Annotated in this window: 19 protein-coding genes; 18 read left to right on the plus strand and 1 reads right to left on the minus strand. The window is 62.9% G+C overall.

The window, feature by feature from the left end:
• The first annotated feature begins 5 nt into the window (after window positions 1-5).
• Genes HU144_RS11250 through murD form a run of 5 tightly spaced genes read left to right on the plus strand, consistent with a single transcriptional unit; the run spans window position 6 to window position 7,430 of the window.
• Entirely contained in the window at window positions 6-1,787 is a 1,782-nt protein-coding gene (locus HU144_RS11250; RefSeq protein ID WP_198396409.1) for a peptidoglycan D,D-transpeptidase FtsI family protein, read from the plus strand.
• Complete coding sequence (locus HU144_RS11255) at window positions 1,787-3,349, plus strand: UDP-N-acetylmuramoyl-L-alanyl-D-glutamate--2,6-diaminopimelate ligase (protein WP_235351415.1); 1,563 nt, start codon at window positions 1,787-1,789, stop codon at window positions 3,347-3,349. The genes HU144_RS11250 and HU144_RS11255 overlap by 1 nt, the downstream gene beginning before the upstream one ends.
• A 1-nt stretch (window position 3,350) precedes the next feature.
• Window positions 3,351-4,817, plus strand: coding sequence for a UDP-N-acetylmuramoyl-tripeptide--D-alanyl-D-alanine ligase (locus HU144_RS11260; RefSeq protein ID WP_198396407.1), 1,467 nt, complete (start codon window positions 3,351-3,353; stop codon window positions 4,815-4,817).
• Window positions 4,814-5,902: a phospho-N-acetylmuramoyl-pentapeptide-transferase gene (mraY, locus tag HU144_RS11265; protein WP_235351416.1), complete on the plus strand. Its 1,089-nt coding sequence runs from the start codon at window positions 4,814-4,816 to the stop codon at window positions 5,900-5,902. The genes HU144_RS11260 and mraY overlap by 4 nt, the downstream gene beginning before the upstream one ends.
• Window positions 5,895-7,430, plus strand: coding sequence for a UDP-N-acetylmuramoyl-L-alanine--D-glutamate ligase (murD, locus tag HU144_RS11270; RefSeq protein ID WP_235351417.1), 1,536 nt, complete (start codon window positions 5,895-5,897; stop codon window positions 7,428-7,430). Before mraY ends, murD begins: the two co-directional genes overlap by 8 nt.
• 39 nt (window positions 7,431-7,469) lie before the next feature.
• Here murD and HU144_RS11275 read toward each other — a convergent pair whose 3' ends face one another.
• Window positions 7,470-7,739 (minus strand): hypothetical protein, encoded by a 270-nt coding sequence (locus HU144_RS11275; protein ID WP_235351418.1) that lies wholly within the window; start codon window positions 7,737-7,739, stop codon window positions 7,470-7,472.
• A 94-nt stretch (window positions 7,740-7,833) separates the two neighbouring features.
• On the opposite strand from HU144_RS11275, the gene ftsW reads away from it, so the two are divergent.
• The 13 genes from ftsW to hisD all read left to right on the plus strand — a co-directional run bounded on the left by ftsW (window position 7,834) and on the right by hisD (window position 23,217).
• Window positions 7,834-9,060 carry a putative lipid II flippase FtsW gene (ftsW, locus tag HU144_RS11280; protein WP_235351419.1) on the plus strand — a complete coding sequence of 409 codons (1,227 nt, stop codon included), beginning with the start codon at window positions 7,834-7,836 and terminating at the stop codon, window positions 9,058-9,060.
• Between the two features lies 1 nt (window position 9,061).
• Entirely contained in the window at window positions 9,062-10,162 is a 1,101-nt protein-coding gene (locus tag HU144_RS11285; protein WP_235351420.1) for a UDP-N-acetylglucosamine--N-acetylmuramyl-(pentapeptide) pyrophosphoryl-undecaprenol N-acetylglucosamine transferase, read from the plus strand.
• 2 nt (window positions 10,163-10,164) lie between these two features.
• Window positions 10,165-11,565, plus strand: a complete 1,401-nt coding sequence (murC, locus tag HU144_RS11290) for a UDP-N-acetylmuramate--L-alanine ligase (RefSeq protein WP_235351421.1) — start codon at window positions 10,165-10,167, stop codon at window positions 11,563-11,565.
• Window positions 11,566-11,570: 5 nt separating this feature from the next.
• Complete coding sequence (locus HU144_RS11295; RefSeq protein ID WP_235351422.1) at window positions 11,571-12,326, plus strand: cell division protein FtsQ/DivIB; 756 nt, start codon at window positions 11,571-11,573, stop codon at window positions 12,324-12,326.
• Between the two features lie 190 nt (window positions 12,327-12,516).
• A complete protein-coding gene (ftsZ, locus tag HU144_RS11300) occupies window positions 12,517-13,689 on the plus strand; it encodes a cell division protein FtsZ (protein ID WP_198396400.1) in 1,173 nt (390 codons plus the stop codon).
• 1 nt (window position 13,690) lies between these two features.
• Window positions 13,691-14,449, plus strand: coding sequence for a peptidoglycan editing factor PgeF (gene pgeF / locus HU144_RS11305; protein WP_235351423.1), 759 nt, complete (start codon window positions 13,691-13,693; stop codon window positions 14,447-14,449).
• Between the two features lie 76 nt (window positions 14,450-14,525).
• Window positions 14,526-15,014: a cell division protein SepF gene (locus tag HU144_RS11310; RefSeq protein WP_198396398.1), complete on the plus strand. Its 489-nt coding sequence runs from the start codon at window positions 14,526-14,528 to the stop codon at window positions 15,012-15,014.
• Window positions 15,015-15,116: 102 nt separating this feature from the next.
• A complete protein-coding gene (locus HU144_RS11315; RefSeq protein ID WP_235344682.1) occupies window positions 15,117-15,416 on the plus strand; it encodes a YggT family protein in 300 nt (99 codons plus the stop codon).
• A 263-nt stretch (window positions 15,417-15,679) separates the two neighbouring features.
• Entirely contained in the window at window positions 15,680-16,516 is an 837-nt protein-coding gene (locus HU144_RS11320; protein WP_235351424.1) for a DivIVA domain-containing protein, read from the plus strand.
• A 132-nt stretch (window positions 16,517-16,648) separates the two neighbouring features.
• On the plus strand, window positions 16,649-17,194 hold the full coding sequence (locus HU144_RS11325) for a signal peptidase II (protein ID WP_235351425.1): 546 nt from the start codon (window positions 16,649-16,651) through the stop codon (window positions 17,192-17,194).
• The gene (locus HU144_RS11330; RefSeq protein WP_235351426.1) at window positions 17,187-18,110 is read left to right on the plus strand and encodes an RluA family pseudouridine synthase; all 924 of its coding nucleotides are present in this window, start codon (window positions 17,187-17,189) and stop codon (window positions 18,108-18,110) included. The genes HU144_RS11325 and HU144_RS11330 overlap by 8 nt, the downstream gene beginning before the upstream one ends.
• Window positions 18,111-18,336: 226 nt before the next feature.
• Window positions 18,337-21,846 (plus strand): DNA polymerase III subunit alpha, encoded by a 3,510-nt coding sequence (gene dnaE, locus HU144_RS11335; protein ID WP_235352690.1) that lies wholly within the window; start codon window positions 18,337-18,339, stop codon window positions 21,844-21,846.
• A gap of 60 nt (window positions 21,847-21,906) precedes the next feature.
• Window positions 21,907-23,217 carry a histidinol dehydrogenase gene (gene hisD / locus HU144_RS11340; protein ID WP_235351427.1) on the plus strand — a complete coding sequence of 437 codons (1,311 nt, stop codon included), beginning with the start codon at window positions 21,907-21,909 and terminating at the stop codon, window positions 23,215-23,217.
• The last annotated feature ends 2 nt before the right edge of the window (window positions 23,218-23,219 follow it).

Here is a 23,219-nt window from a genome sequence, read left to right on the forward strand (position 1 = left end):
GTGCAATGGGCCCACGAGCCACTCGGGTGAAGAACAAAGGCGGACGAGGCAAACCCAACCTTCGCCTGCGGATGGCACTGATCGCGGCTCTGTCCATCCTGGTTCTCCTCGTGACCTCCGGACGGCTGATCTCGATCCAGGGCATGGATTCGATGAAACTGGCTGAGAAGGCACTGTCGAACCGACTCGTCACCAAGACCCTGCCCGCCTCGCGGGGTCAGATTCTGGCCTCCGACGGCACGGTCCTGGCTGACAGCGTCTCCCGATATCAGCTCGTCGTGGACCAGCAGAACGTGGCCCAGTACAAGGTTGACGGAAAACTGGTCGGGGCCTGGGGAGCAGCCGAAGCTCTGGCGAAGCCCCTCGACACCGACCCCGGACTGCTGTACCCGAAACTTGTCGGCGACAAACGCTGGAACCCCGTTGCCAAGGGACTCACCTCCGAGACCTGGCGGGCCGTGAAGAAGCTCAACATCCTCGGCCTCTCCGCCGAGGAGTACGCCGTGCGCTCCTACCCATCAGGTGCAGTGGCAGGGAACCTCGTGGGCTTCCTCAGCTCGGACGGCCAGCCTCAGGCGGGCCTGGAGATGGCCTACAACGACCAGTTGAACGGGCGCGACGGTCAACAGCAGTACGAACGCGGTGCTCGAGGCGAGATCATCCCGCTCGGCGACAACAACACGCGCAATGCCGTCGATGGCAAAGGCCTGCAGACGACGATCGACCCGGCCCTGCAGTACTACGCCCAACAGGCGATTGAGGAGCAGCGGAAGGAACATGAGGCCGAATCAGCCTCGATCGTCATCAAGGACATCGAGACCGGCAAGATCCTCACCGCCGCAGACGCACCCAGCGTCGATCCCAACTCACCGGGCAAAGTGGGCGGCACCGACCGTGGTTCGCGCATCTTCACCGACGTCTTCGAACCCGGCTCGACCGCAAAGATGGTCACGGCCGCGGCTCTGCTCGACCAGGGTCTGGTCACCCCTGAACAGGAGTTCACGGTTCCGGACAAGTGGAAGGCACCCAACGGAGAGGAATTCCGGGACTCGCACCCCCACCCGGACGAGAAGCTCACCTTCGCCGGAATCCTCTCCGAATCGTCGAACACCGGCACCATTCTGGCGGGCAACAAACTCTCGGAAGAACAGCGCTACGGTTACTTGAAGAAGTTCGGGTTCGGTTCGCCGACAGGCATCGAGTTCCCTGCCGAGACCTCTGGCATCCTCCACCCCTACAAGGACTGGGACGGCCGCACCAAATACACCGTGATGTTCGGCCAGGGCGTGGCCGCGAACGCCGTGCAGACCACCGATGTCATCGCGACGATCGCCAACGGCGGAGTGCATGTCCCCTCGAAGCTCGTCGATGGAACGGTCTCCCCATCAGGGAAGACGATCCCGAATCAGGCAGGCGAACCTCAACGCGTCATCAGCAAGAAGGCCGCTGACCAGACTCTGTCCATGCTCGAAGGCGTCGTTGCCGAGGGCACCGGCAAATCGGCACAGGTCTCCGGCTACAGGGTGGCGGGAAAGACAGGAACCGCGCAGGCACCGGCAGCCGAGGGCGGCGGCTACGACGGCTACACAGCCTCCTTCGTCGGCGTCCTCCCCGCCGAGGACCCGCAGATCGCGATCTCTGTGACGTTGCAGCGGCCCCGAAACGGCTATTACGGTGGAAGCGCCGCAGCTCCGGTATTCTCCGATGTCGCCGGCTTCGCCATGCGGCACCTCAAGATCCCACCGTCGACCGCAGATCCCCAGCTCCCTGCTCGAGAATGGAAATAATGCGCATCTCACAGCTGCTGCCAGCAGCCCCTGGAACCATTCATGGAGATCCCGACCGCGAGGTCGGGGGAGTCTCTCACGATTCGCGCACGGTATCGCCCGGCCACCTCTATGCCGCGCTGCCGGGCGCGAACGTCCATGGAGCGAAGTTCGCGCCGGATCTCATCGATCGCGGGGTCGCCGCGATCCTCACCGACGCGACCGGCTGGGACATGATCGCCCACAGTGTCGACCCGCAGACTCTCGCCGAGGTGACCGGGCTGATCGTGGAGCACCCGCGAGCCGTTCTGGGTTATGTCTCGGCCGCCGTGTACGGCACTTCGGGGCGCCCTCAGCTGATCGGTGTGACCGGAACCAACGGAAAGACGACGACGACCTATCTGGTCGACGGCATGCTTGAGGCCCTCGGTCATCGCACCGGTGTCATCGGGACAGTGGCGACGCTGATCGCCGGTGTCACCGAGCCGAGCGTGCGCACGACTCCGGAAGCTCCCGAGCTGCATGCCCTGTTCGCGAAGATGCGCGCTGCTGATGTCGACACCTGTGCCATGGAAGTGTCCTCACATGCTCTGAGCCAGCACCGCGTCGACGGTGCCCACTTCGCCGTCTCAGGTTTCACGAACCTCTCCCAGGACCATCTCGACTTCCACAATTCCATGGACGAATACTTCGGCGTCAAGGCCGAGCTGTTCACTCGCGCCTTCTCCGACACCGCCGTCATCGTCGTTGAGGACAGGTGGGGCGAGAAGATGGTCGAGGCGGCACAGGTGCCGGTGCGCACGCTGGGACGCGACGATCGCAGCGACTGGCGGATCGAACACACTCCAGGAGAATCAGACTTCGTCCTCCACCTCGACGGACCCGATGATGAGGTCATCGCACTGCGATCCCCGCTGCCGGGAGATTTCAACGTCACGAACACTGCACTGGCCGCAGCCATGCTCCTGGAAGCCGGAATTCCGGCCACCGACCTCAACGAAATCGGCCGAACCTTCGTCGCATCGGTCCCCGGACGGATGGAGATCATCGACGTCAGCGGACCACGAGCCGAGGGCCAGTCTCATCCGGAACTCCTCCCACGCGCGATCGTCGACTACTCGCACACCCCCGACGCGATCGAGAAGGCGCTGGAGTCACTCCACGCCGACAGCGACGAACTGGTGATCATCTTCGGCGCCGGCGGTGACCGGGACAGAGGGAAGCGATTCGGAATGGGCCAGGCAGCCGCTCGGGGAGCCGATGTGATCGTTCTCACCGACGATAATCCGCGCACCGAGGATCCGGCAACGATCCGGGCCGCTATCAAAGATGGCATCGATGCTGAGATCTCAACCGGAGGTGCACGTGTGAAGAAAGTCATTGAAGTGGCAGAAAGAGGGGCCGCCATCGACCAGGCGATTGCTGCTGCTGGAACCTCCACAACCGTGCTCATCGCAGGGAAGGGGCACGAAACCGGGCAGTCCGCAGGCGGGGTGGTGACCGACTTCGACGACCGGTTGAGGACACGCTCGGCGCTGCGCGCGCGACTTGGCGGCGTACAAACAGGTAAAGTTCACAGTTGATATGAAGCGACTGAGTGCAGCCGAAATAGCAACCGCCGTCTCCGGCGAGTTGTACGGCGTAGACCCCGAGACCAAATTGTCCGCCGGAGTGGTAACCGATTCGAGAGAAGTCGGACCCGGCGATATCTACGTTGCCCGCCGAGGTGAATCCTTCGACGGCATCGAATTCGCAGCAGCAGCCGTGGAGGCCGGCGCAGCGCTGATCATCGGCGAATCCGTTCCCACGCTTGACGATGCGACCCTGCCGACGGTCCTCGTCTCCGATGCCACTGAGGCACTGGGCCAGTTGGCCAAGGCCAACATCGAGGCACTGCGCGAGGTCGGTGAGATCACGGTCATCGCGATCACCGGATCGGTCGGCAAAACCACAGTGAAGGATCTCGCTGCCGATCTGCTCGCCGGCGAGGCCGAGACGGTGTGGCCGCCGAACTCCTACAACAACGAGGTAGGCGTGCCCCTGACGGCACTGCAGGCGGGGGAGACCACGCGCTTCCTGGTCCTTGAGATGGGCGCCCGTTCGATCGGCAATCTCGCCTACCTCACCAGCCTTGTCCGCCCCGACATCGCTGTCGAGCTCGCGGTCGGCACCGCCCATTCGGGTGTGTTCGGCTCGATCGAGAACACCGCCCGTGCGAAGGCTGAACTCGTCGAGTCCCTCACTGCCGGATCCGTTGCCATCCTCAACGCCGACGACTCACGAGTGGCCGGAATGCGAGAGGTCCTCTCGCCAGAGGTCGACACCTTGTGGTTCTCACAACGGGAATCGCTGCCAGAGTGGGTTGCCGGTGAGGACTCCGTCGTCCGTGGCACAGGCGTCACGACAGACGCCTCCGGACACGCAACCTTCTCGCTGAACCTGCCAGGGGAGGAGCCGCAGGACGTTCGTCTGGCTCTGATCGGTGAACATCACGTGGGCAATGCCCTTGCCTCGGCAGCCATCGCCCACGCCTGTGGGGTTGGCGTGAAGTCCATCGTGACCACGCTTTCAACCTCCTCGGCCGCGAGCCGCTGGCGCATGGAGCTCATCGACTCACCCTCGGGCGTGACCGTGCTCAACGACGCCTACAACGCGAACCCGGAGTCAATGCGCGCCTCCTTGAAGACGCTGGCGTCGATGGGCCGCGGCGACGAGGACAGCCGACCACGTCGGACGTTCGCCGTCCTCGGCGAGATGCTGGAGCTCGGCGACGAATCCATTTCCGCACACTCCGATATCGGCGAGCTCGTCGTGCGACTCAACATCACCCGCACCATCGTCGTCGGTGACGGAGCGAAGCCCATCTTCAACGCTGCGAACCTCGAAGGTTCATGGGGCAACGAAGCGGCTTGGGTCGCGACAGCTGCCGAAGCGAAGGACCTGCTGAGTGCGGAATTGGCTCCCGGGGACATCGTCCTGTTCAAATCCTCCAGAGATGCCGGTCTGCGCTATCTCGGAGATGAAATCGCCGGTGTATCGGGGGCCCAATGATCGCCGTACTGCTCGCCGCCTGCCTGGCACTGATCCTGGCACTGGTCGGCACGCCGCTGTTCATCCGTGTTCTGGTCAAACGAGGCTACGGCCAGTTCGTCCGTGATGACGGACCGACCTCACACGCCACGAAACGCGGCACACCGACCATGGGCGGCGTCGTCATCATCGGTGCCGCCATCCTGGCCTACCTGCTCGGACACCTGTTCACCGGATCCGTGCCCACCGCTTCCGGACTCCTCGTCCTCTGGCTGGCCGCAGGACTCGGAGTGGTCGGCTTCCTCGACGACTTCATCAAGATCAAGAAGCAGCGCTCCCTGGGCCTGCGACCGGTGCCCAAGCTCCTCGGCCAGGCTTTCGTCGGAATCTCCTTCGCTGTGCTGGCCCTGCAGTTCCCGAACTCATTCGGTGAAACCCCGGCGTCGACGAAGGTGTCGTTCATCCGCGACACCAACCTCGACCTGGCATTCGGATCCGCAGTGCTCGGACTCATCCTGTTCGTCATCTGGGCCAACCTCATCGTCACCGCGGTATCGAATGCGGTGAACTTGACCGACGGCCTCGACGGACTGGCCGCCGGCGCTTCGGTCGTCGTCTTCGCCGCTTATGTCGTCATCGGCACATGGCAGTCGACGCAGAACTGCAATCTGATGACGGATGCCACGAACGCCTGCTACTACATGCGCGATCCACGTGACCTCGCTATGGTCGCCGGGGCCATGGCAGCTGCGTGTTTCGGCTTCCTGTGGTTCAACACCTCACCTGCGAAGATCTTCATGGGGGATACCGGCTCCCTGGCCATCGGCGGCGCAATCGCCGGTCTCGCGATCATGTCGCGGACCGAGCTTCTGCTCGTCGTCCTCGGCGGACTCTTCGTCATCATCACACTCTCCGTGATCATTCAGGTCGTGTCGTTCAAGACCACCGGAAAACGCGTCTTCCGAATGGCTCCGCTCCAACATCACTTCGAACTCAAGGGATGGGCAGAGGTCACGATCGTGGTCCGGTTCTGGATCATCGCCGCACTCTTCGTCATCGCCGGAATCTGTCTCTTCTACGCCGAATGGGTGTCTCGCATTGGCTGAGAATCCCCTCACCGATTATCCGAACGCCGAGGCGATCCCGGCCGCACTCGTGGGGCCGAGCTCGTCCTTGGACGGGTTGCGGATCCTCGTCACCGGTCTCGGTGTGACAGGGTTTCCCGCAGCTGTCCATCTCGGCGAACGCGGTGCCGATGTGATCGTCGTCGACGGCGATGATCAGTCAGACGTCAGCGAGAAGGCTCAGATCCTCGAGGTCTTCGACGTCGATATCCGGCGCGGAGAAGACCACGTCACGAACCTGCCCGCGGAACCGCTCGATCTGGTCGTGACTTCGCCCGGGTGGCGTCCCGACCACCCCTTGCTCCTGTCCGCCGCCGAGGCGGGTGTGCCCGTGATCGGCGAAGTCGAGTTGGCCTGGCGGATCCGTGGCACCAACGACGCCAAATGGCTGGCGATCACCGGCACCAACGGCAAAACGACGACCACGACCATGCTCGAATCCATGCTCCTGGCCGGTGGTCGCAAGGCCAAGGCCTGCGGCAACATCGGTGCACCGCTCCTTGAAGCCGTGCTCGAGCCCGGACTCGAGGTGCTGGCGATCGAACTCTCGAGCTTCCAGCTCCACTGGCAGTATTCGCTGAGTGCCGACGCCGCCGCCGTGCTCAACATCGCCCCCGATCATCTGGACTGGCACGGCAGCGCCGATGCCTATGAGGCCGATAAGGCCAAGATCTATCACCAGGCCAAGACCGCGTGCATCTACAACGTCGCCGACGAGGTGACACTGCACATGGTCGAAGAAGCCGACGTCGTCGACGGTGCCAAAGCCATCGGCTTCACGACGGCCATCCCACGACCGGGGGAGCTGGGCGTCGTCGAAGATATGCTGGTCGATCGCGCCTTCATTCCGCAGCGATACTCCTCGGCCGCTGAACTCGCCTCCTTGGACGATGTCGCCGCCGCGACCGGAGTTCCCGGCCGTGCGCCGGCAGACCACCAGGTGTCGAACGCACTCGCGGCCGCAGCCCTGGCACGGAGCATCGGGGTACCGGGTCAGGCGATCTCGGAGGGACTGAAGAACCACTCGCTCGGAGCCCACCGGATGGTCACCGTGGCGGAGAGCAACCAGATCACCTGGGTCGACGATTCGAAGGCGACGAACACCCACGCAGCCAATGCTTCGCTCGGCAGCTTCGACTCGATCGTCTGGATCGCCGGAGGGCTGCCCAAAGGGGCGGACTTCACCTCACTTTTCGCCGATCACGGCCACAGACTCCGAGCACTCGTGCTCATCGGAGCCGAAGAAGCAGCCTTCCGTGAGGCCATCGCGGCGACAGTTCCAGATCTCGACGTAATCAGAATCGAACCTGCTCTCGCCGTGGACTCGGGCGTACCCCGACGCCGGGGCGAAGCCGTGGTCGCTGCAGCAGTGGAAGCAGCCGCAGACATCGCCCGCGCAGGCGACACCGTACTGCTGGCTCCCGCGGCAGCCAGCATGGACCAATTCCTCAACTACAACACTCGGGGTGAACTCTTCACCCAGGCTGTCCACGCTCACCTGGGGAGCTGACATGGGACGGCAGACAACCGCGAGATCTCAGTCACGCCGTCACCGATCGACCAGGTCGGCCGAGCCGGCCCAGCACGCCCAGCCGGCCGTTGGCCCCGCGGGGAACACGAAGGCCGCAGCGAAGAAGACTGCAGCGAAGCCGAGCGCGAAGTCGAGCGCGAAGTCGCCGAACGCGCCGAAGACCGCGACTGTGAAGAACACCGCGACCGCGAAAGCGTCGTCTTCGAAGACCACAGCTGGCACGAAGCGGGCAGGGCCGAAGAAGACCACTGCTGCAAAGAAGGCCACGCCGAAGAAGACCGTCGGCACGAGTTCTGCTCGCAACGGCAAACAGACGATGAGCGTACGCAGCACCCAGACGACTCACCCTCGGAATCATCCTCGGGCAGGAGCTGCTCGGGCAATGCTGTCTTCGGTGCGCCGTGAATTCGACCGAGTCTCTGCCTATCCGCTGACGACCTATTACCTGATTCTGGTTTCGGTCCTCGCACTCACGTCCCTCGGACTCGTCATGGTCCTCTCAGCGTCCTCGATCACCTCTTATGACGGCGGAGAAGGATCATCCTTCGCCTACTTCAATAAGCAGGCTGGGTTCGTCGCGTTGGGCATCGTCCTCATGGTCGTGACCTCGTTCTTTCCGCTGCACACTTGGCGGAAAGTGTCATGGTGGGCGCTGCTGCTCGGCGTTGTCATGCAGGCATCCGTATTCCTCCCCGGTGTCGGCAAGTCAACGAAGGGCAACGCGAACTGGATCCAGTTCGGCGGGTTCCAGCTCCAACCCTCAGAGTTCCTCAAGATTGCCCTGGCCGTGTGGCTGGGAGCCGTCCTGGCCAGCAAGTACGGAAAGATGACAACCTTCGGCCACGCCATGATCCCCGTCGTCCCGGGCATCATCATCGCTGTCGGCCTCGTCGTCGGCGGCAATGACCTCGGCACGGGGCTGGTGCTCATGGCCATGTCCCTGGTGTGTCTGTTCATCGGCTTCTTCCCCTGGAAGTACTTCCTCCTGCTCTTCGGCGCTCTGGCTGCTGTCGCCGCGTTCTTCGTCTTCAGTTCTCAGAACCGACTCCAACGCATCACCGCGGCACTCACCGGTCACGCAGACCAGACTGCATCCGATGTCACCGGCCAGGCTTGGCAGTCCAACCACGGTCTGTTCTCGTTGGCCTCCGGAGGTTGGCTGGGAGTGGGCCTCGGTGCCAGCCGAGAGAAATGGTCCTGGCTGCCCGAAGCCCACAACGACTTCATCTTCGCCATCATCGGCGAGGAGCTCGGCCTGCTCGGGTCGCTGGCCGTGATACTGATGTTCGTCGCCTTGGCCTGCGGGATGATGAGGGTGATCCTGCGCTCGAAATCCCGATTCGTCCAGATCGCCACGGCCGGACTCTTCGCCTGGCTGATCGGCCAGGCCGCAATCAACATCGCTGTCGTCACCGGACTCCTGCCGGTCATCGGACTGCCCCTGCCCTTCGTGTCCTATGGCGGATCCTCCATCGTCGCCTCTCTGCTGGCGGTCGGGGTGATTCTGTCCTTTGCCAGAACCGAGGACGGAGCTCCCGCCGCGATCAGAGTGCACAAGGACCGTGTGAGGTCCTCCTTCGCCGTACTGGCCAGAAAGAGAAAGAAGTGAGATGACGAGCATTCTCCTCGCCGGTGGAGGTACCACCGGCCATATTTCGCCCATGTTGGCGATCGGCCACGAGCTGCGTGAGAACCACCCCGATTGGGGCGTCTTCGCCCTCGGCACCGCCGACGGCCTCGAAGCCGACATCGTTCCGAAGGCCGGCTTCGAACTCCTCACGATCGACAAGGTCCCGATGCCGCGCTCGATCAGCCCTGCCGCATTGAAATTCCCGAAACGCTTCGCCGCCAACATCTCCCACGTCAAGGCGATCATCGCCGAACGAGATGTGAAGGCCGTCGTGGGAGTCGGCGGATACGTCTGCCCACCCGCGTTCATCGCCGCCAAACAGGCGAAGATCCCTCTGCTCGTCCACGAGGCGAATGCGAAGCCCGGAATGGCGAACCGGCTTGGCGCCGCCCTGACGAAACAGGGCATGGTCGGAGTCACCTTCCCCGATACGAAGCTGCGCAATTCCGAGCTCGTGGGCATGCCGATGCCGACCGAGATCTCGACGCTCGACCGCAGCGACTCAGTCCAGCGACAGGCGTGGCGAGAAGATCTCGGTCTCAACGACGACAAGCCCGTCCTCGTGGTCACCGGTGGGTCCTCCGGAGCGCAGCGCATCAACGATGCCTTCCTCGCAGCGGCCCCGATGTGCCAGGAGAACGGGGTGCAGGTCCTGCACATCACCGGTGCCGGCAAGGATGACGCTCTGCGGGAAGCAGCAGCCCAGCTGCCCGACTACCATGTCGTCGACTACGTCGATGGAATGCACAGAGCCTACGCGGTCGCGGACCTGCTTGTGGCACGTTCGGGCGCAGCGACCGTGTCGGAGGCCACCGTGGTCGGAGTTCCCGCGCTCTACGTCCCACTTGCCATCGGCAACGGAGAACAGCGCCTCAACGCCGCCGGCAGCGTCAGGGCCGGCGCGTCACTGCTCGTCGACAATGCGGACTTCACCCCGTCAACCGTGACCGAACAGATCCTGCCCCTGGTGACCGACCAGGCTCGCTTGGACGCCATGAGCAAAGCAGCCCTTGAGCTGCACTATCCGACCAATGCCGCCAGCACCATGGCCACCATCGTCACTCGCGCTCTGAGAGGTTGAACATGAGCACAGCTGAAATCGTCCCGGCCACAGAGCTGGGTGCCGTCCACTTCATCGGAATCGGCGGTTCGGGCATGTCCGGGATCGCACGGATCATGGTCATGAACGGCGTCACCGTCTCTGGCTCCGATGCGAAGGAATCAGCGGTCGTCGACGTGCTGCGGACACTGGGCGCCAGAGTCGAGATCGGACACTCGGCGGACAACCTCGGCGAGGCAGACACCCTCGTCATCTCCTCAGCCATCCGCAAAGACAATCCCGAGCTCGTCGCCGCCGAAGGCAGGGGCCTGCGGATCCTCCATCGCTCAGGTGCACTGGCATCGCTGATGGCCGACAAGCGAGCCGTGGCGGTGGCCGGGACCCATGGCAAGACCACCACGACGTCCATGACGACCGTGGCGCTGCAGGCCTGCGGGCTCGATCCCTCGTTCGTCATCGGGGGAGTGCTGTCCACGACAGGCACCAACGCCCATCTGGGCACCGGAGACGTCTTCGTCGCAGAAGCGGACGAATCGGACGGCTCGTTCCTGCTCTACGAACCCACGATCGGCATCCTCACCAACGTCGAAGCTGACCACCTGGACTACTACGGGACCCCGGAGAAGGTACGGGAGGCGTTCGTCGAATTCTGTGCCGGAATCGGTGCCGACGGCGGCACCGTCATCGCCTGCGCCGATGACCCGGGTTCGCTCGATGTCGCCGAGGAGGCACGGGCGCAGGGGACTTCCGTCATCCTCTACGGCACCTCCGAAGCCGCAGATATCCGCCTCCGCGAACTCCGATCGGGTCTGGTCTCCGAATTCGTTCTCGACGTCCCGGGACAGGCAGAGCCATTGCCGGTCGCGCTGCGGCAGCCGGGTACCCACAACGCACTCAACGCGACGGCGGCTATCGCCGTCGCCCACAGCCTCGGCGCAGATGTGGCCAAGGCGGCCAGCGGACTCGGAAACTACGGCGGCACCCGGCGACGTTTCGAAGAACGCGGAATCGCGGCCGGTGTGCGCGTCATCGACGACTACGCTCACCATCCGACCGAGCTGCGAGCGGTGCTCAGCGCAGCTCGGGGTGTCGTCACCGAAGAGGGCAGGGTATGGGCGATCTTCCAGCCACATCTCTACTCGCGCACGATGGAATTCCGAGCCGAATTCGGCGAAGCCCTCGGGCTCGCCGACGAGGTCGTCGTACTCGACGTCTTCCCAGCAAGGGAGGACCCGGTTCCAGGTGTCACCGGTGCGCTGATCGCCGATCGCGTCCCACACGAGAACGTGACCTTCGTCGAATCATTCAGCGAAGCGGTGCCGTATGTCGCAGCGCGTGTGCGCCCCGGCGACCTTGTGCTCACACTCGGTGCCGGGGATGTGACGATCCTCGGCCCTGAGCTGCTCACCGCTCTGGAGGCCTGAACACCGTGGCGCCCCTTCCCGAACCGCGCACCGGTGACAACTCGACTGCGGACCTCACCGGGATCATCCGGGCACGTCGGAACCAGGTCTGGCGCCAGCGTCTCGTGCTCATCGGGGCAGCCGCGGCGGTCCTCGTCATCGCCGCCGTGCTCTGGCTCTCGCCGCTCTTGGCCCTCGACAAGGTCAGCGTCAAAGGCAGCGAGCTGGTCGACCACGAACAGGTCTCGAAATCAGTGCTCGACACCGAGGGCGGCACACCGCTGCCCCGGGTACGCCCCGGCGCAGTGGAGAAGAACATCCTCAAGGAGTTTCCCCGGGCAAAGGAAGCCTCGGTGCACTATTCGGGACCACGGAGCCTGAGCATCGAAATCACCGACAGGGACCCGGTTCTGGCGATCACAACGACCAGCGGATTCAAGCTCTTCGACGATGAAGCCGTCAATCTGGGCACCGTCAAGAAGGCTCCCAAGGGCGTGACCGTTCTCGAAGAGTCCGGCGGCGCACCAGACCAGAAGACCGTGGCTGCCGTGATCCGCTTCATGGCAGAACTCCGACCACAGGTGCGCTCCGACCTGGCCTCGATCCACGCCAAGGACGAGAACAACATCGCAGGGGTCATCGACACTGGAAAGGCGAAGGCGAAAGTTGTCTTCGGTGACAGCACAAACGCAAGCCTGAAGATGCGCACCGCCCTGCAGCTGGCGGCCGATGGTCGCACCGATATCGACGTCTCAGTTCCCTCTGTGCCCGTCACCAACTGAAAACCCGCGAAACCAGGACAGTTGACCGGCATTGCCGCCGACACACCGGGTCTGAAGTTTGGCCGATGTCCGACACTCCGGCGAGAATGGTTGCAGTGGTGTTGCCCCGGACAATAGCCTCAGGGCAAAGAAGACTTTTCGAATTTGCACGCAGATGATGCGTGGACGATGCGCCGAAAGAGGAACCGACTTGGCTGAATTCCCACAATCCGGAGCGGATATCAAAGTTGCCGGTACCGGCGGCGGCGGTGTCAACGCTGTTCAGAGGATGATCGACGTCGGACTGCGCGGCGTGGAGTTCATCGCGATCAACACCGATGCCCAGGCGCTTGTGCTCTCGGACGCCGACGTGAAGCTCGAGATCGGACGCGACCAGACGCGCGGACTCGGCGCCGGTGCTGATCCGGAGATCGGCCGTAAGGCCGCAGACTCCAGCGAAGAAGCCATCCGCGACGCACTCGAGGGTGCCGACATGGTCTTCGTCACCGCTGGTGAAGGCGGCGGAACAGGCACAGGTGCGGCTCCGGTCGTCGCCCGTGTCGCACGTTCGCTGGGCGCACTGACGATCGGCGTCGTCACCCGCCCATTCACCTTCGAGGGACGCCGTCGTTCCGCGCAGGCCGAGGCCGGCATCGCCGCGCTTCGCGAAGAGGTCGACACCCTCATCGTCATCCCCAACGACCGACTGCTCTCCATCTCGGACCGCAGCGTCTCCGTCGTCGACGCATTCCGCTCGGCTGACGAGGTGCTGCGCTCGGGTGTCCAGGGCATCACCGACCTCATCTCCGTTCCCGGCCTGATCAACCTCGACTTCGCCGACGTGAAGTCCGTGATGCAGGACGCCGGCACGGCGCTCATGGGCATCGGAGCAGCCACCGGGGATGACCGTGCCGTTCAGGCGGCCGAGTCGGCCATCGCCTCACCTCTGCTCGAAGCCAGCATCGACGGTGCCCACGGCGTGCTGTTCTGCATCCAGGGCGGCGCCGACCTCGGCCTGTTCGAAGTCAACGAAGCAGCTCGACTGGTGCAGGAAGCCGCGCACCCCGAAGCCAACATCATCTTCGGTGCAGTCATCGATGACAATATCGGCGACGAATGCCGCGTCACCGTGATCGCCGCCGGTTTCGACAACACGGTCGCAGGCCAGGACTCAGCCCCGGCCGAGGCTGCTGCTCCTGCCTCGATTCCGATGGCGGCGAACCCCGCAGAAGTCGAACCCGCGCCAGCCGAACAGGCTGAGCCGGCAGCGGACGTCGAGCCTGAACCTCGCAGCGACGAGCACCAGATTCCGACTTCCCTGCCTAATGAGCGCAGCACCTCGAGCCTCGACAACGACCTCGATATCCCGGATTTCCTGAAGTAAGATGCTGCACTCGAGATTCGTCGTTCCCGGAAGGCTGAACGCACATGTGGCGTTCACCGACCGGCACGGCGGCTACTCGAGGGGCGACCTGTCATCGTTCAACCTCGCCCGACACGTCGGGGATGATGATGAGCTCGTCGCCGCCAACCGGGCCGCTCTGGCTCAGGTGCTCGGGCTGAGCGGCGAGCGGCTCAGCTTCGTGTCCCAGGTCCATGGAACCGATGTGCGCAACATCGATTCGCCGGAACAGCTGCGTGAGGATCCTGCGACAGCCGACGCTCAGGTCACGACCCGCGCCGGTATCGGACTGGCCATCATGGTCGCAGACTGCACACCGATCATGCTCGCGGACACCGAGGCTGGTGTCATCGGTGCGATTCATGCAGGCCGGCCCGGAATGGCAGCAGGCGTCGTGCCGGAGACGATCACCCACATGCAGAATCTGGGCGCCACGGACATCCATGCGATCATCGGACCATCAGTGTGCCCACGCTGCTACGAAGTTCCTGCCGCACTGCGGGACGAGGTCGCCGCAGTGGAACCCGTGGCCGCCTCCGTGTCTGTGACGGGAACCCCGGCGATCGATGTGGCGGGGGCGGTGGCTGAACAGCTGCGCCGTGCAGGCGTGAGCATCGACCATTTCTCACGGACCTGCACACGGGAATCCGAGGATCTGTTCTCCTACCGGAGGCAGCACAGCACCGGCCGATTCGCAGGCGTGGTCTGGCTCCAGGAAGAAAACCCCACGACACACCCATGAGACTCACCCGCCAGGCTGGTCTGTTGAGATAGTTTGGCGGCAGGCGAGGAAGTGCCTAAGGCCGAGGAGTGGAAAAATGTCAGCAATCAAGAAGACGCTGGAATACCTGGGTTTCGTCGAAGAAGAGGACGAGCCCATCGAACGTCGGGACCGTGAGGTCATCGACACCTACGAAGAGCCCGTCGAAGACTACGTCGAGGACGAGGAACGGCCCCCTGCCCAAGTGACGCCGATCCATCCGACACCGATACGTCCAGTTGACTCTCCCGCGCCAGGAATCTCCATGAATCGCATCAAGACCATCCATCCCCGCAGCTATAACGACGCTATGGTGATCGGTGCCGCGTTCCGTGAGGGCACACCGGTGATCATGAACCTGTCCGAGATGGACGAGAACAATTCGAAGCGCCTCGTTGACTTCTCAGCCGGACTGATCTTCGGTCTGCACGGTTCCATCGAGCGCGTGACGAACAAGGTGTTTCTTCTCACCCCTGAGGACATCGAGGTCAGCGGAGAGAACGAGTCGGATCCGGATACTCAGGCGAGCTTCTTCAACCAGAGTTGAGCAGTTCGACGTCGGGTTGACGACGTTCTTATCTCATCCTCAGCTCCGACGTATAGGCTGTGGAGCGACAGCTAAGCATCAAAGAAAGGCACGAGGAAACACGTGGCCATCATCTTCTACATCCTCGGCACGGCACTCAGTCTTTACGTCTATGTTCTCCTGGCACGAGTGGTCCTCGACCTCGTTCAGGTGTTCTCGCGCGAGTGGAAGCCCGCCGGCTTCTTCCTTGTGCTGGCGGAGATCGTGTACACATTGACCGATCCGCCGCTGCGTCTGCTGCGCAAGGTGATTCCACCCTTGCGGTTGGGACAGATCTCACTGGATCTGGGCTTCATCGTGCTGCTGATCGGAATTCAGATTCTGGCATCAGTGCTGTTCAACTTCTCGAGGGTGACCGTCTGAAACCACCTGCTCGGACGGCGCACGGCGAGGTGTTACGACTTCGTTACGCGAATGATGCACACGTCACTGTGAGGATCGTGAGATGGTGCCCGGTTCGCTGAACAGTTCCGAGTGTTGCTAGGCTCGATTATTACAACTTCGTCATATGAAAATTGCGACACGGCTTTTCTGCAGGACAAAACTGCAGGTGTTACGCTAATGTGACGTTGAAGCCGTCTGAATGGCGGCAGCGTAATGAATGTAGATCGACCAAAGGTGACCTCATGGCGCTCACGCCTGAAGACGTAGTAAACAAGCGGTTCCAGCATGTGAAGTTCCGCGACGGGTACGACCAGGATGAAGTCGACGATTTCCTCGATGAGGTTGTCGTAGAGATCCGCCGTCTCTACCAGGAGAACGACGAACTTCGCCAGAAGCTCTCCACTGCCGAACAGCGCGTCAAGGAACTCGACGCCGGCGGGGCATCTGCTGCTGCACCTGCTCAGGACATCGATGCCACTCAGGCTATGCCTGCTGCGGTGCCAGCTCCCTCTTCCCCGAACAACACCGATGCGCCGAAGCAGGGCCAGACTCCTGCAGCACCTGCTGTTCCGGAGAAGACCGAGCAGTCTTCGGCACCTGCAGTCAAGGAAGCATCGCCCGCTTCGCAGACCCCTCCTGCGAACCAATCAGCTCCAGCCGTCAACGGCGCTGCACCTGCTGCGGCAGGCACTGCCGCCGGGCTGGGCCTCGGATCGAGCTTGGGCAGCGGAGATGGCGACGCTCACGGACTCATCGCTCTTGCTCAGCGCGTCCACGACGAGCACGTGGCAGAGGGCGAACGCCGTCGCGACGAGCTCATCAGGAGTGCAGAGACCGAAGCCAAGGACATCGTCGGCAAGGCCGAGACCAAGCGTGATGAGACCCTGTCGAATCTGGAAACTCAGAAGTCGACTCTCGAGCGTTCGATCGACCAGCTGTCGAACTTCGAGCGTCAGTACCGGACGCGTCTGAAGAGCTACCTCAACGATCAGCTGCGCGACCTCGAGAACTCAACCAGTCTGGCACCGGAGACCCTGGACGGGAACTCCTTCGGTTCGTCGTCGAATCACAAACTCTGATTCGTCACAGCAGACACGCAAGGTCCGGGAACTCCTTGGAGATCCCGGGCCTTGTTCGTGCCCTCATGAGTTGGACCGAAGCTTCGGAGCTGCCGCCTTCGTGCCCTCAGTCAGTGAGTTAGAATGAGCCAAATGAACGACGATGCCACTGAGACGAGACCCCGGCGGCGCAGAATGCTCGGGACGTTGTTCGGCATAGCCGTGATTGTCCTCGTGGTGGATCAGTTCACCAAGTTCCTCGCAGTCACATTACTTGAAGGTCAGGAGCCGATCTCGGTCATCGGCACGCTGGCGGGCTTCAACTTCTACCGGAATCCCGGGGCGGCGCTGGGACTCGGCTCCGGAGTGACCTGGATCTTCCCCCTGATCGCGATCATCGTGTTCGCAGGCATCATCATGCTGTCGAGGAAGTTGGGCTCGGTGGCGTGGGCCATCGGACTGGGACTGCTGCTGGGCGGACTGTTCGGCAACCTTGTGGATCGTCTGTTCCGTGAGCCCGGCTTCCTCCACGGAGCCGTCGTCGATTTCATCGACCTATCGTTTTTCATCTGCAATGTCGCCGACATTGCGATATCCGCCGCGGCAGTCACCCTTGTGGTGGCAAGCCTCACAGGCATTGAACTGGACGGATCGGACTCGAAGCACCCGAGCACGGTCGGAGAGGACACACATGGCTGAACGCTCGATCCTGGTACCCGAGGGCCTAGAGGGCCAGCGGGTGGACTCGGCGCTGTCGAAGCTGCTGGGGCTCTCCCGCACAGCAGCCGCCGACATCTGCGCAGAAGGGGGCGTGCAGCTGTCCGGACAGATCGTGGCAAAATCAGACCGCGTCGAAGCCGGTGCACGCCTGGACATCATGATGCCCGAGCCTCCACAGCCGTTGGAGGTCGTGCCAGATCCGGTCCCTGGGATGAAGATCGTCCATGACGAGGATTCCTTCGTCGTCGTCGACAAACCCGTTGGCGTCGCGGCACACCCGGCGCTGGGGTGGAAGGGGCGCACCGTCGTCGGCGGGCTCGCTGCCGCCGGTTTCAGGATTGCCACTTCGGGTGCGCCTGAGCGGCAGGGGATCGTGCAGCGTCTCGACGTGGGCACCTCGGGCCTGATGGTCATCGCGAAGAGCGAGTACGCCTACAGCGTGCTCAAACGCGCGTTCAAGGAACGTACCGTGGAGAAGACCTATCACGCGGTCGTCCAGGGACTGCCGGATCCGGTGCTCGGCACGATCGACGCTCCCATCGCTCGCAATCCGCGACATGACGGCCTCTATGCCGTCCACAGCGGAGGAAAGAACGCGATCACCCACTATGAGGTCCTCGAAGCGCACCGTCGGGCCTCCCTGGTGGAGGTTCATCTCGAAACCGGACGCACCCACCAGATCCGAGTTCATTTCTCCGCCCTCAAACGTCCCTGCGTCGGTGATCTTCCCTACGGAGCCGATCCGGGCCTGGCCAAGGATCTGCGCCTGGAACGTCAGTGGCTGCACGCCGTCAAACTCGGATTCCATCACCCGGAATCGAACGAATGGGTCGAATTCGAGAGCGGATACCCCGACGACCTGCAGTATGCGATCGATCGCATCCGCACACCCTGAACGCTAGCCGGATGAGCGCACCGAACACCGCATCATCTCCTCGCTGAGCGATTCTGCTTCGGCCGCCGAGGTGGTGGCGCAGGCCTCGTCGGGCGAGTCACCGGTGGACTGATCTGTCAGTCTCGGATGGTCTAAGCTGGTGGTCGCAACACAGGTCATATCAGAGGGAAGGCTGCCAGTGCCGAAAGACGATTTCGTCCATCTTCACGTTCACACCGAATACTCGATGTTGGACGGAGCAGCCCGACTCACGGACCTGATGGCCGCGACGAAGGCCTCGGGAATGTCGGCCATCGCGACCACGGACCATGGTTACCTGTTCGGAGCCTTCGACTTCTGGTCACAGGCGACCGCCGCCGACATCAAACCCATCATCGGAGTCGAAGCCTATGTCACCCCGGGAACTGACCGGCGTGACAAGACGAGGGTGAAATGGCGCACGGACGAGTCGCAGAAACGCGATGACCTCTCAGGCGGCGGCGCCTACACCCACATGACGCTGCTCTCACGCAACAACACCGGCATGCGCAATCTGTTCAAAGCCTCGTCCTATGCATCCCTCGATTCCGTGTTCAGCAAATGGCCGCGCATCGACCAGGACCTGTTGGAGACCTATTCTGACGGACTGATCGCGACGACAGGCTGTCCCTCGGGGGAGATCCAGGTTCGTCTGCGCCTGGGACAGTACGAAGAGGCGAGGGCCGCGGCCGGCAAATACCGAGAGATGTTCGGCAAAGACAACTACTACGTCGAACTCATGGATCACGGGCTCTCCATCGAGAAGCGAGTGACCAAGGACCTGATCCGTCTGTCGAAGGAGATGGACATCCCGTTGGTCGCGACCAACGACCTGCACTACACACATGAGTCCGATGCGAAGGCGCACGAGGCGCTGCTGGCCATCCAATCGGGGTCGAAGCTCATCGAGCCGACGTATGACCAGGGCGGTTCGCGTTTCGCCTTCTCCGGATCCGGCTACTATCTGAAGTCTGCTGCGGAGATGCGGGCACTGTTCTCCGAGTTCCCCGAAGCCTGCGACAACACGCTCGAGATCGCCGAGAAGTGCGAAGTCTCGTTCGACACATCTGCGAACTACATGCCGAAGTTCCCGTGCCCGCCCGGAGAGGACGAAACCTCGTGGCTGGTCAAAGAGGTCCAGACGGGCCTCGAATATCGGTACCCGGGAGGAATTCCCGACGATGTTCGCAAACAGGCCGACTACGAACTCGACGTCATCATCTCGATGGGCTTCCCCGGCTACTTCCTCGTCGTCGCCGACTTCATCAACTGGTCAAAGGACAACGGCATCCGGGTCGGCCCAGGACGTGGCTCGGGCGCGGGCTCCATGGTCGCCTACGCGATGCGCATCACCGATCTCGATCCGCTCAAGCACGGACTGTTCTTCGAGCGCTTCCTCAACCCGGACCGTGTCTCCATGCCCGACTTCGACGTCGACTTCGATGATCGTCGCCGCGGCGAGGTCATCGACTATGTGACCAGAAAATACGGTGACGAACGCGTCGCGATGATCGTCACCTACGGCACCATCAAGACGAAGATGGCGCTCAAGGACTCCGCACGAGTCCTCGGCAAACCGTTCTCGATGGGGGAGCGCCTGACCAAGGTGCTGCCACCGGCCGAGATGGCCAAAGACATTCCGCTGGCCGATATCGAGAACACCGAATCCAAGCGCTACAACGAGGCCGGGGAATTCAGAGCATTCGTCGACTCGGACTCGGATGCTCGTGAGACCTTCGAAACCGCGAAAGGCATCGAGGGACTGAAACGGCAGTGGGGCGTCCACGCAGCCGGAGTGATCATGTCCTCCGATCCGATCATCGACGTCATTCCGATCATGCGCCGGTTCCAGGACGGTCAGGTCATCACCCAGTTCGACTACCCCACCTCTGAGGGCCTCGGACTGATCAAGATGGACTTCCTGGGGCTGCGAAACCTCACGATCATCTCCGACGCTGTGGAGAACATCAAGGCGAACCGTGATCACGATCTCGATCTGGAGCACCTGGATCTCGACGACCGCGGGGCCTACGATCTTCTCTCCCGTGGCGACACCCTCGGTGTGTTCCAGCTCGACGGCGGCGGACTGCGCGCCCTGCTGCGGCTGATGAAGCCGGACAACTTCGAAGACATCTCCGCAACGATTGCGCTCTACCGGCCGGGCCCGATGGGTGCCGACTCCCACACGAACTTCGCGCTGCGTAAGAACGGGCTGCAGGAAGTCACACCGATCCACCCGGAACTCGAAGAGCCGCTCGAGGACATCCTCGGCACCACCTACGGTCTCATCATCTACCAGGAGCAGGTGATGGCGATCGCGCAGAAGGTCGCCGGATACTCGCTGGGTCAAGCAGACATCCTGCGTCGTGCGATGGGCAAGAAGAAGAAGTCCGAGCTGGACAAACAGCAGGTGGGCTTCTTCGGAGGGATGAAGGAACGCGGCTACTCCGAGGCGGCAGCTCAGGCGCTGTGGGACATCCTGCTGCCCTTCTCCGACTATGCGTTCAACAAAGCCCACTCTGCCGCCTATGGTCTCGTGTCCTACTGGACCGCGTTCCTCAAAGCCCACTACACGGCGGAGTACATGGCCGCTCTGCTCACCTCGGTGGGCGACAACAAAGACAAGCTGGCCATCTACCTCAACGAGTGCCGGCGGTTGGGCATCACCGTGCTGCCTCCGGACGTCAACGATTCGGCCTTGCACTTCACCCCAGTCGGTCAGGACATCCGCTTCGGCATGGGCGCAGTACGCAACGTCGGCGCCAATGTCGTCGACGGCATCGTCGAGGCACGTGAGGAGAAGGGGGCATTCACCTCTTTCACCGATTTCCTCGACAAAGTGCCCAGCCACGTGTGCAACAAGCGCACGATCGAATCCCTCATCAAGGCCGGCGGCTTCGACTCACTGGGACAGACCCGGCGCTCCCTCGTCGAAGTCCACGAAGAGGCAGTGGATTCGGTCATCGGCGTCAAACGTCAGGAGGCCAACGGACAGTTCGACCTGTTCGCCGGCCTCGGCGGGGACGATGACGAACCGAGCTTCTCCGTGGCGATACCCGATCGCCCCGAATGGGAGAAGAAGGAGAAGCTGGCCTTCGAACGCGACATGATCGGCCTCTATGTCTCCGACCACCCCCTCAACGGTCTTGAGGGTGTCCTCGCCGCCGAATCGGAGGCCTCCATCGCCGATGTGGTGGATCCGGAGACCCACCGCCACGACGGTTCCCAGGTGAAGATCTGCGGCATGATCACCCAGGTTGCGCGCAAGGTCTCGAAGAACTCGGGCAAACCGTATGCGATCGTGACCGTGGAGGACCTCGAGGCAGAGGTCGAGGTGATGTTCTTCGGCGACACCTACGAACCCGTGGCGAGCCTGCTGGCCACCGACCTCGTCATCAGCCTGACCGGACGCATCCGACTCTCCGATGATCGACCGACCTCGATGATGGCGATGTCGATGACGATCCCTGATGTCACCGATCCGAAGGACCGGCCGCTCAATCTGATGCTGCCGATGGAGAAGGCCACGGAGGAGATGGCATCCAAGCTGCTCCGGGTCCTCGAATCTCACAAGGGACAGACCGATGTGCACCTGGTGCTCTCGCAGCCGGGCAGACAGACCGTGATGCGGCTCGACCGCGCCATCCGCGTCGACCCGAACCCCAGCCTCTACGGTGACCTCAAGGCACTGTTGGGATCTCGTTGCCTGACCGCCTGAGGCAATGCGTGAGCGCCTGGAGCGGAGGCAGGGGCAATCGGCGAAGGGACGGGGACTAGAATGGGGCGAGTGAACATTCTGGACTTCCGCGGTGAGAGACTGAGCAAGAGATTCCTCAAGCAGAGGCTGCCCCGTGCCGCCGATACACATGCCGATATCGAACGAAGAGTGGCCGATCTGCTGAGCCAGGTGCAGACGGGCGGCACTCGTGCCGTGAAGGAATTCACCGCGAGATTCGACTCCGTCGAACTCGAGACTCTGCGTGTGCCCGCCTCCGAGCTGAAGCGCGCCGAAGACGAACTGGACACTTCCGTCAAAGCTGCCCTGGTCGAATCGATCTCTCGGGCCAGGAAGGTCGCTGACGACCAGCGCCCCACCGATGTCCGCACAGAACTGGCCTCCGGGGCCCACGTCACCACACGGCACCTGCCGATCGAACGGGTCGGCCTCTATGTGCCCGGCGGTCTGGCCGTCTATCCATCCACCGTCGTGATGAACGTCGTGCCGGCTCAGGCAGCAGGGTCCGCCTCACTGGCCATCGCCAGCCCACCCCAGAGCAACGGACTGCCTCACCCCACAGTGCTCGCCACAGCCCACATCCTCGGCGTCGATGAGGTCTGGGCCATGGGCGGTGCCCAGGCCATCGGCGCACTTGCCTACGGGCTTGACGATGAGGAGCAGCTGGAACCCGTCGATCTCATCACCGGCCCGGGCAACGCCTACGTCGCCGCCGCGAAATCACTCATGCGAACCCACGTGGGCATCGACGCGGTCGCCGGTCCCACCGAGATCATCATCCTCGCCGATGCGAGCGCAGATCCGGCGTTCGTCGCCGCCGACCTCATCAGCCAGGCCGAACACGACGAACTGGCTGCCTCCGTCCTCGTCACCGACTCGACCGAACTGGTTGAACGGGTGCAGGCCCAACTCTCCGCCCAGGTGCCTGCCGCGACCCACAAGGAGCGGATCGGCATCGCCCTGGCGGGAAAGCAGTCCGCCATCGTCCTCGTCGATGATCTGGACGCAGGAATCGATGTCGTCAACGGATACGCCGGAGAGCACGTCGAGGTCCACACCGCCGACGCTCATTCTGTTGCCGCTCGGATCACCAACGGGGGAGCGGTGTTCGTCGGGGACTGGGCACCGGTGTCGCTGGGAGACTACTGCGCAGGATCGAATCACGTCCTGCCCACGATGGGAACGGCAGCACACGGATCCGGGCTGGGCGTGCACTCATTCATCAAGGTCAGCCAGGTCATCGACTATGACCGTTCGGCACTGGCCGAGGTTGCCGACCACATCGAGGTGCTGGCGGACAGCGAGCAGCTCCCCGCTCACGGTCGAGCCGTCAGCATCAGGTTCGAGGAGTAGAT

Source organism: Brevibacterium sp. UCMA 11752, from assembly GCF_021532235.1.
GTDB classification, from domain to species: Bacteria; Actinomycetota; Actinomycetes; order Actinomycetales; family Brevibacteriaceae; genus Brevibacterium; species Brevibacterium antiquum.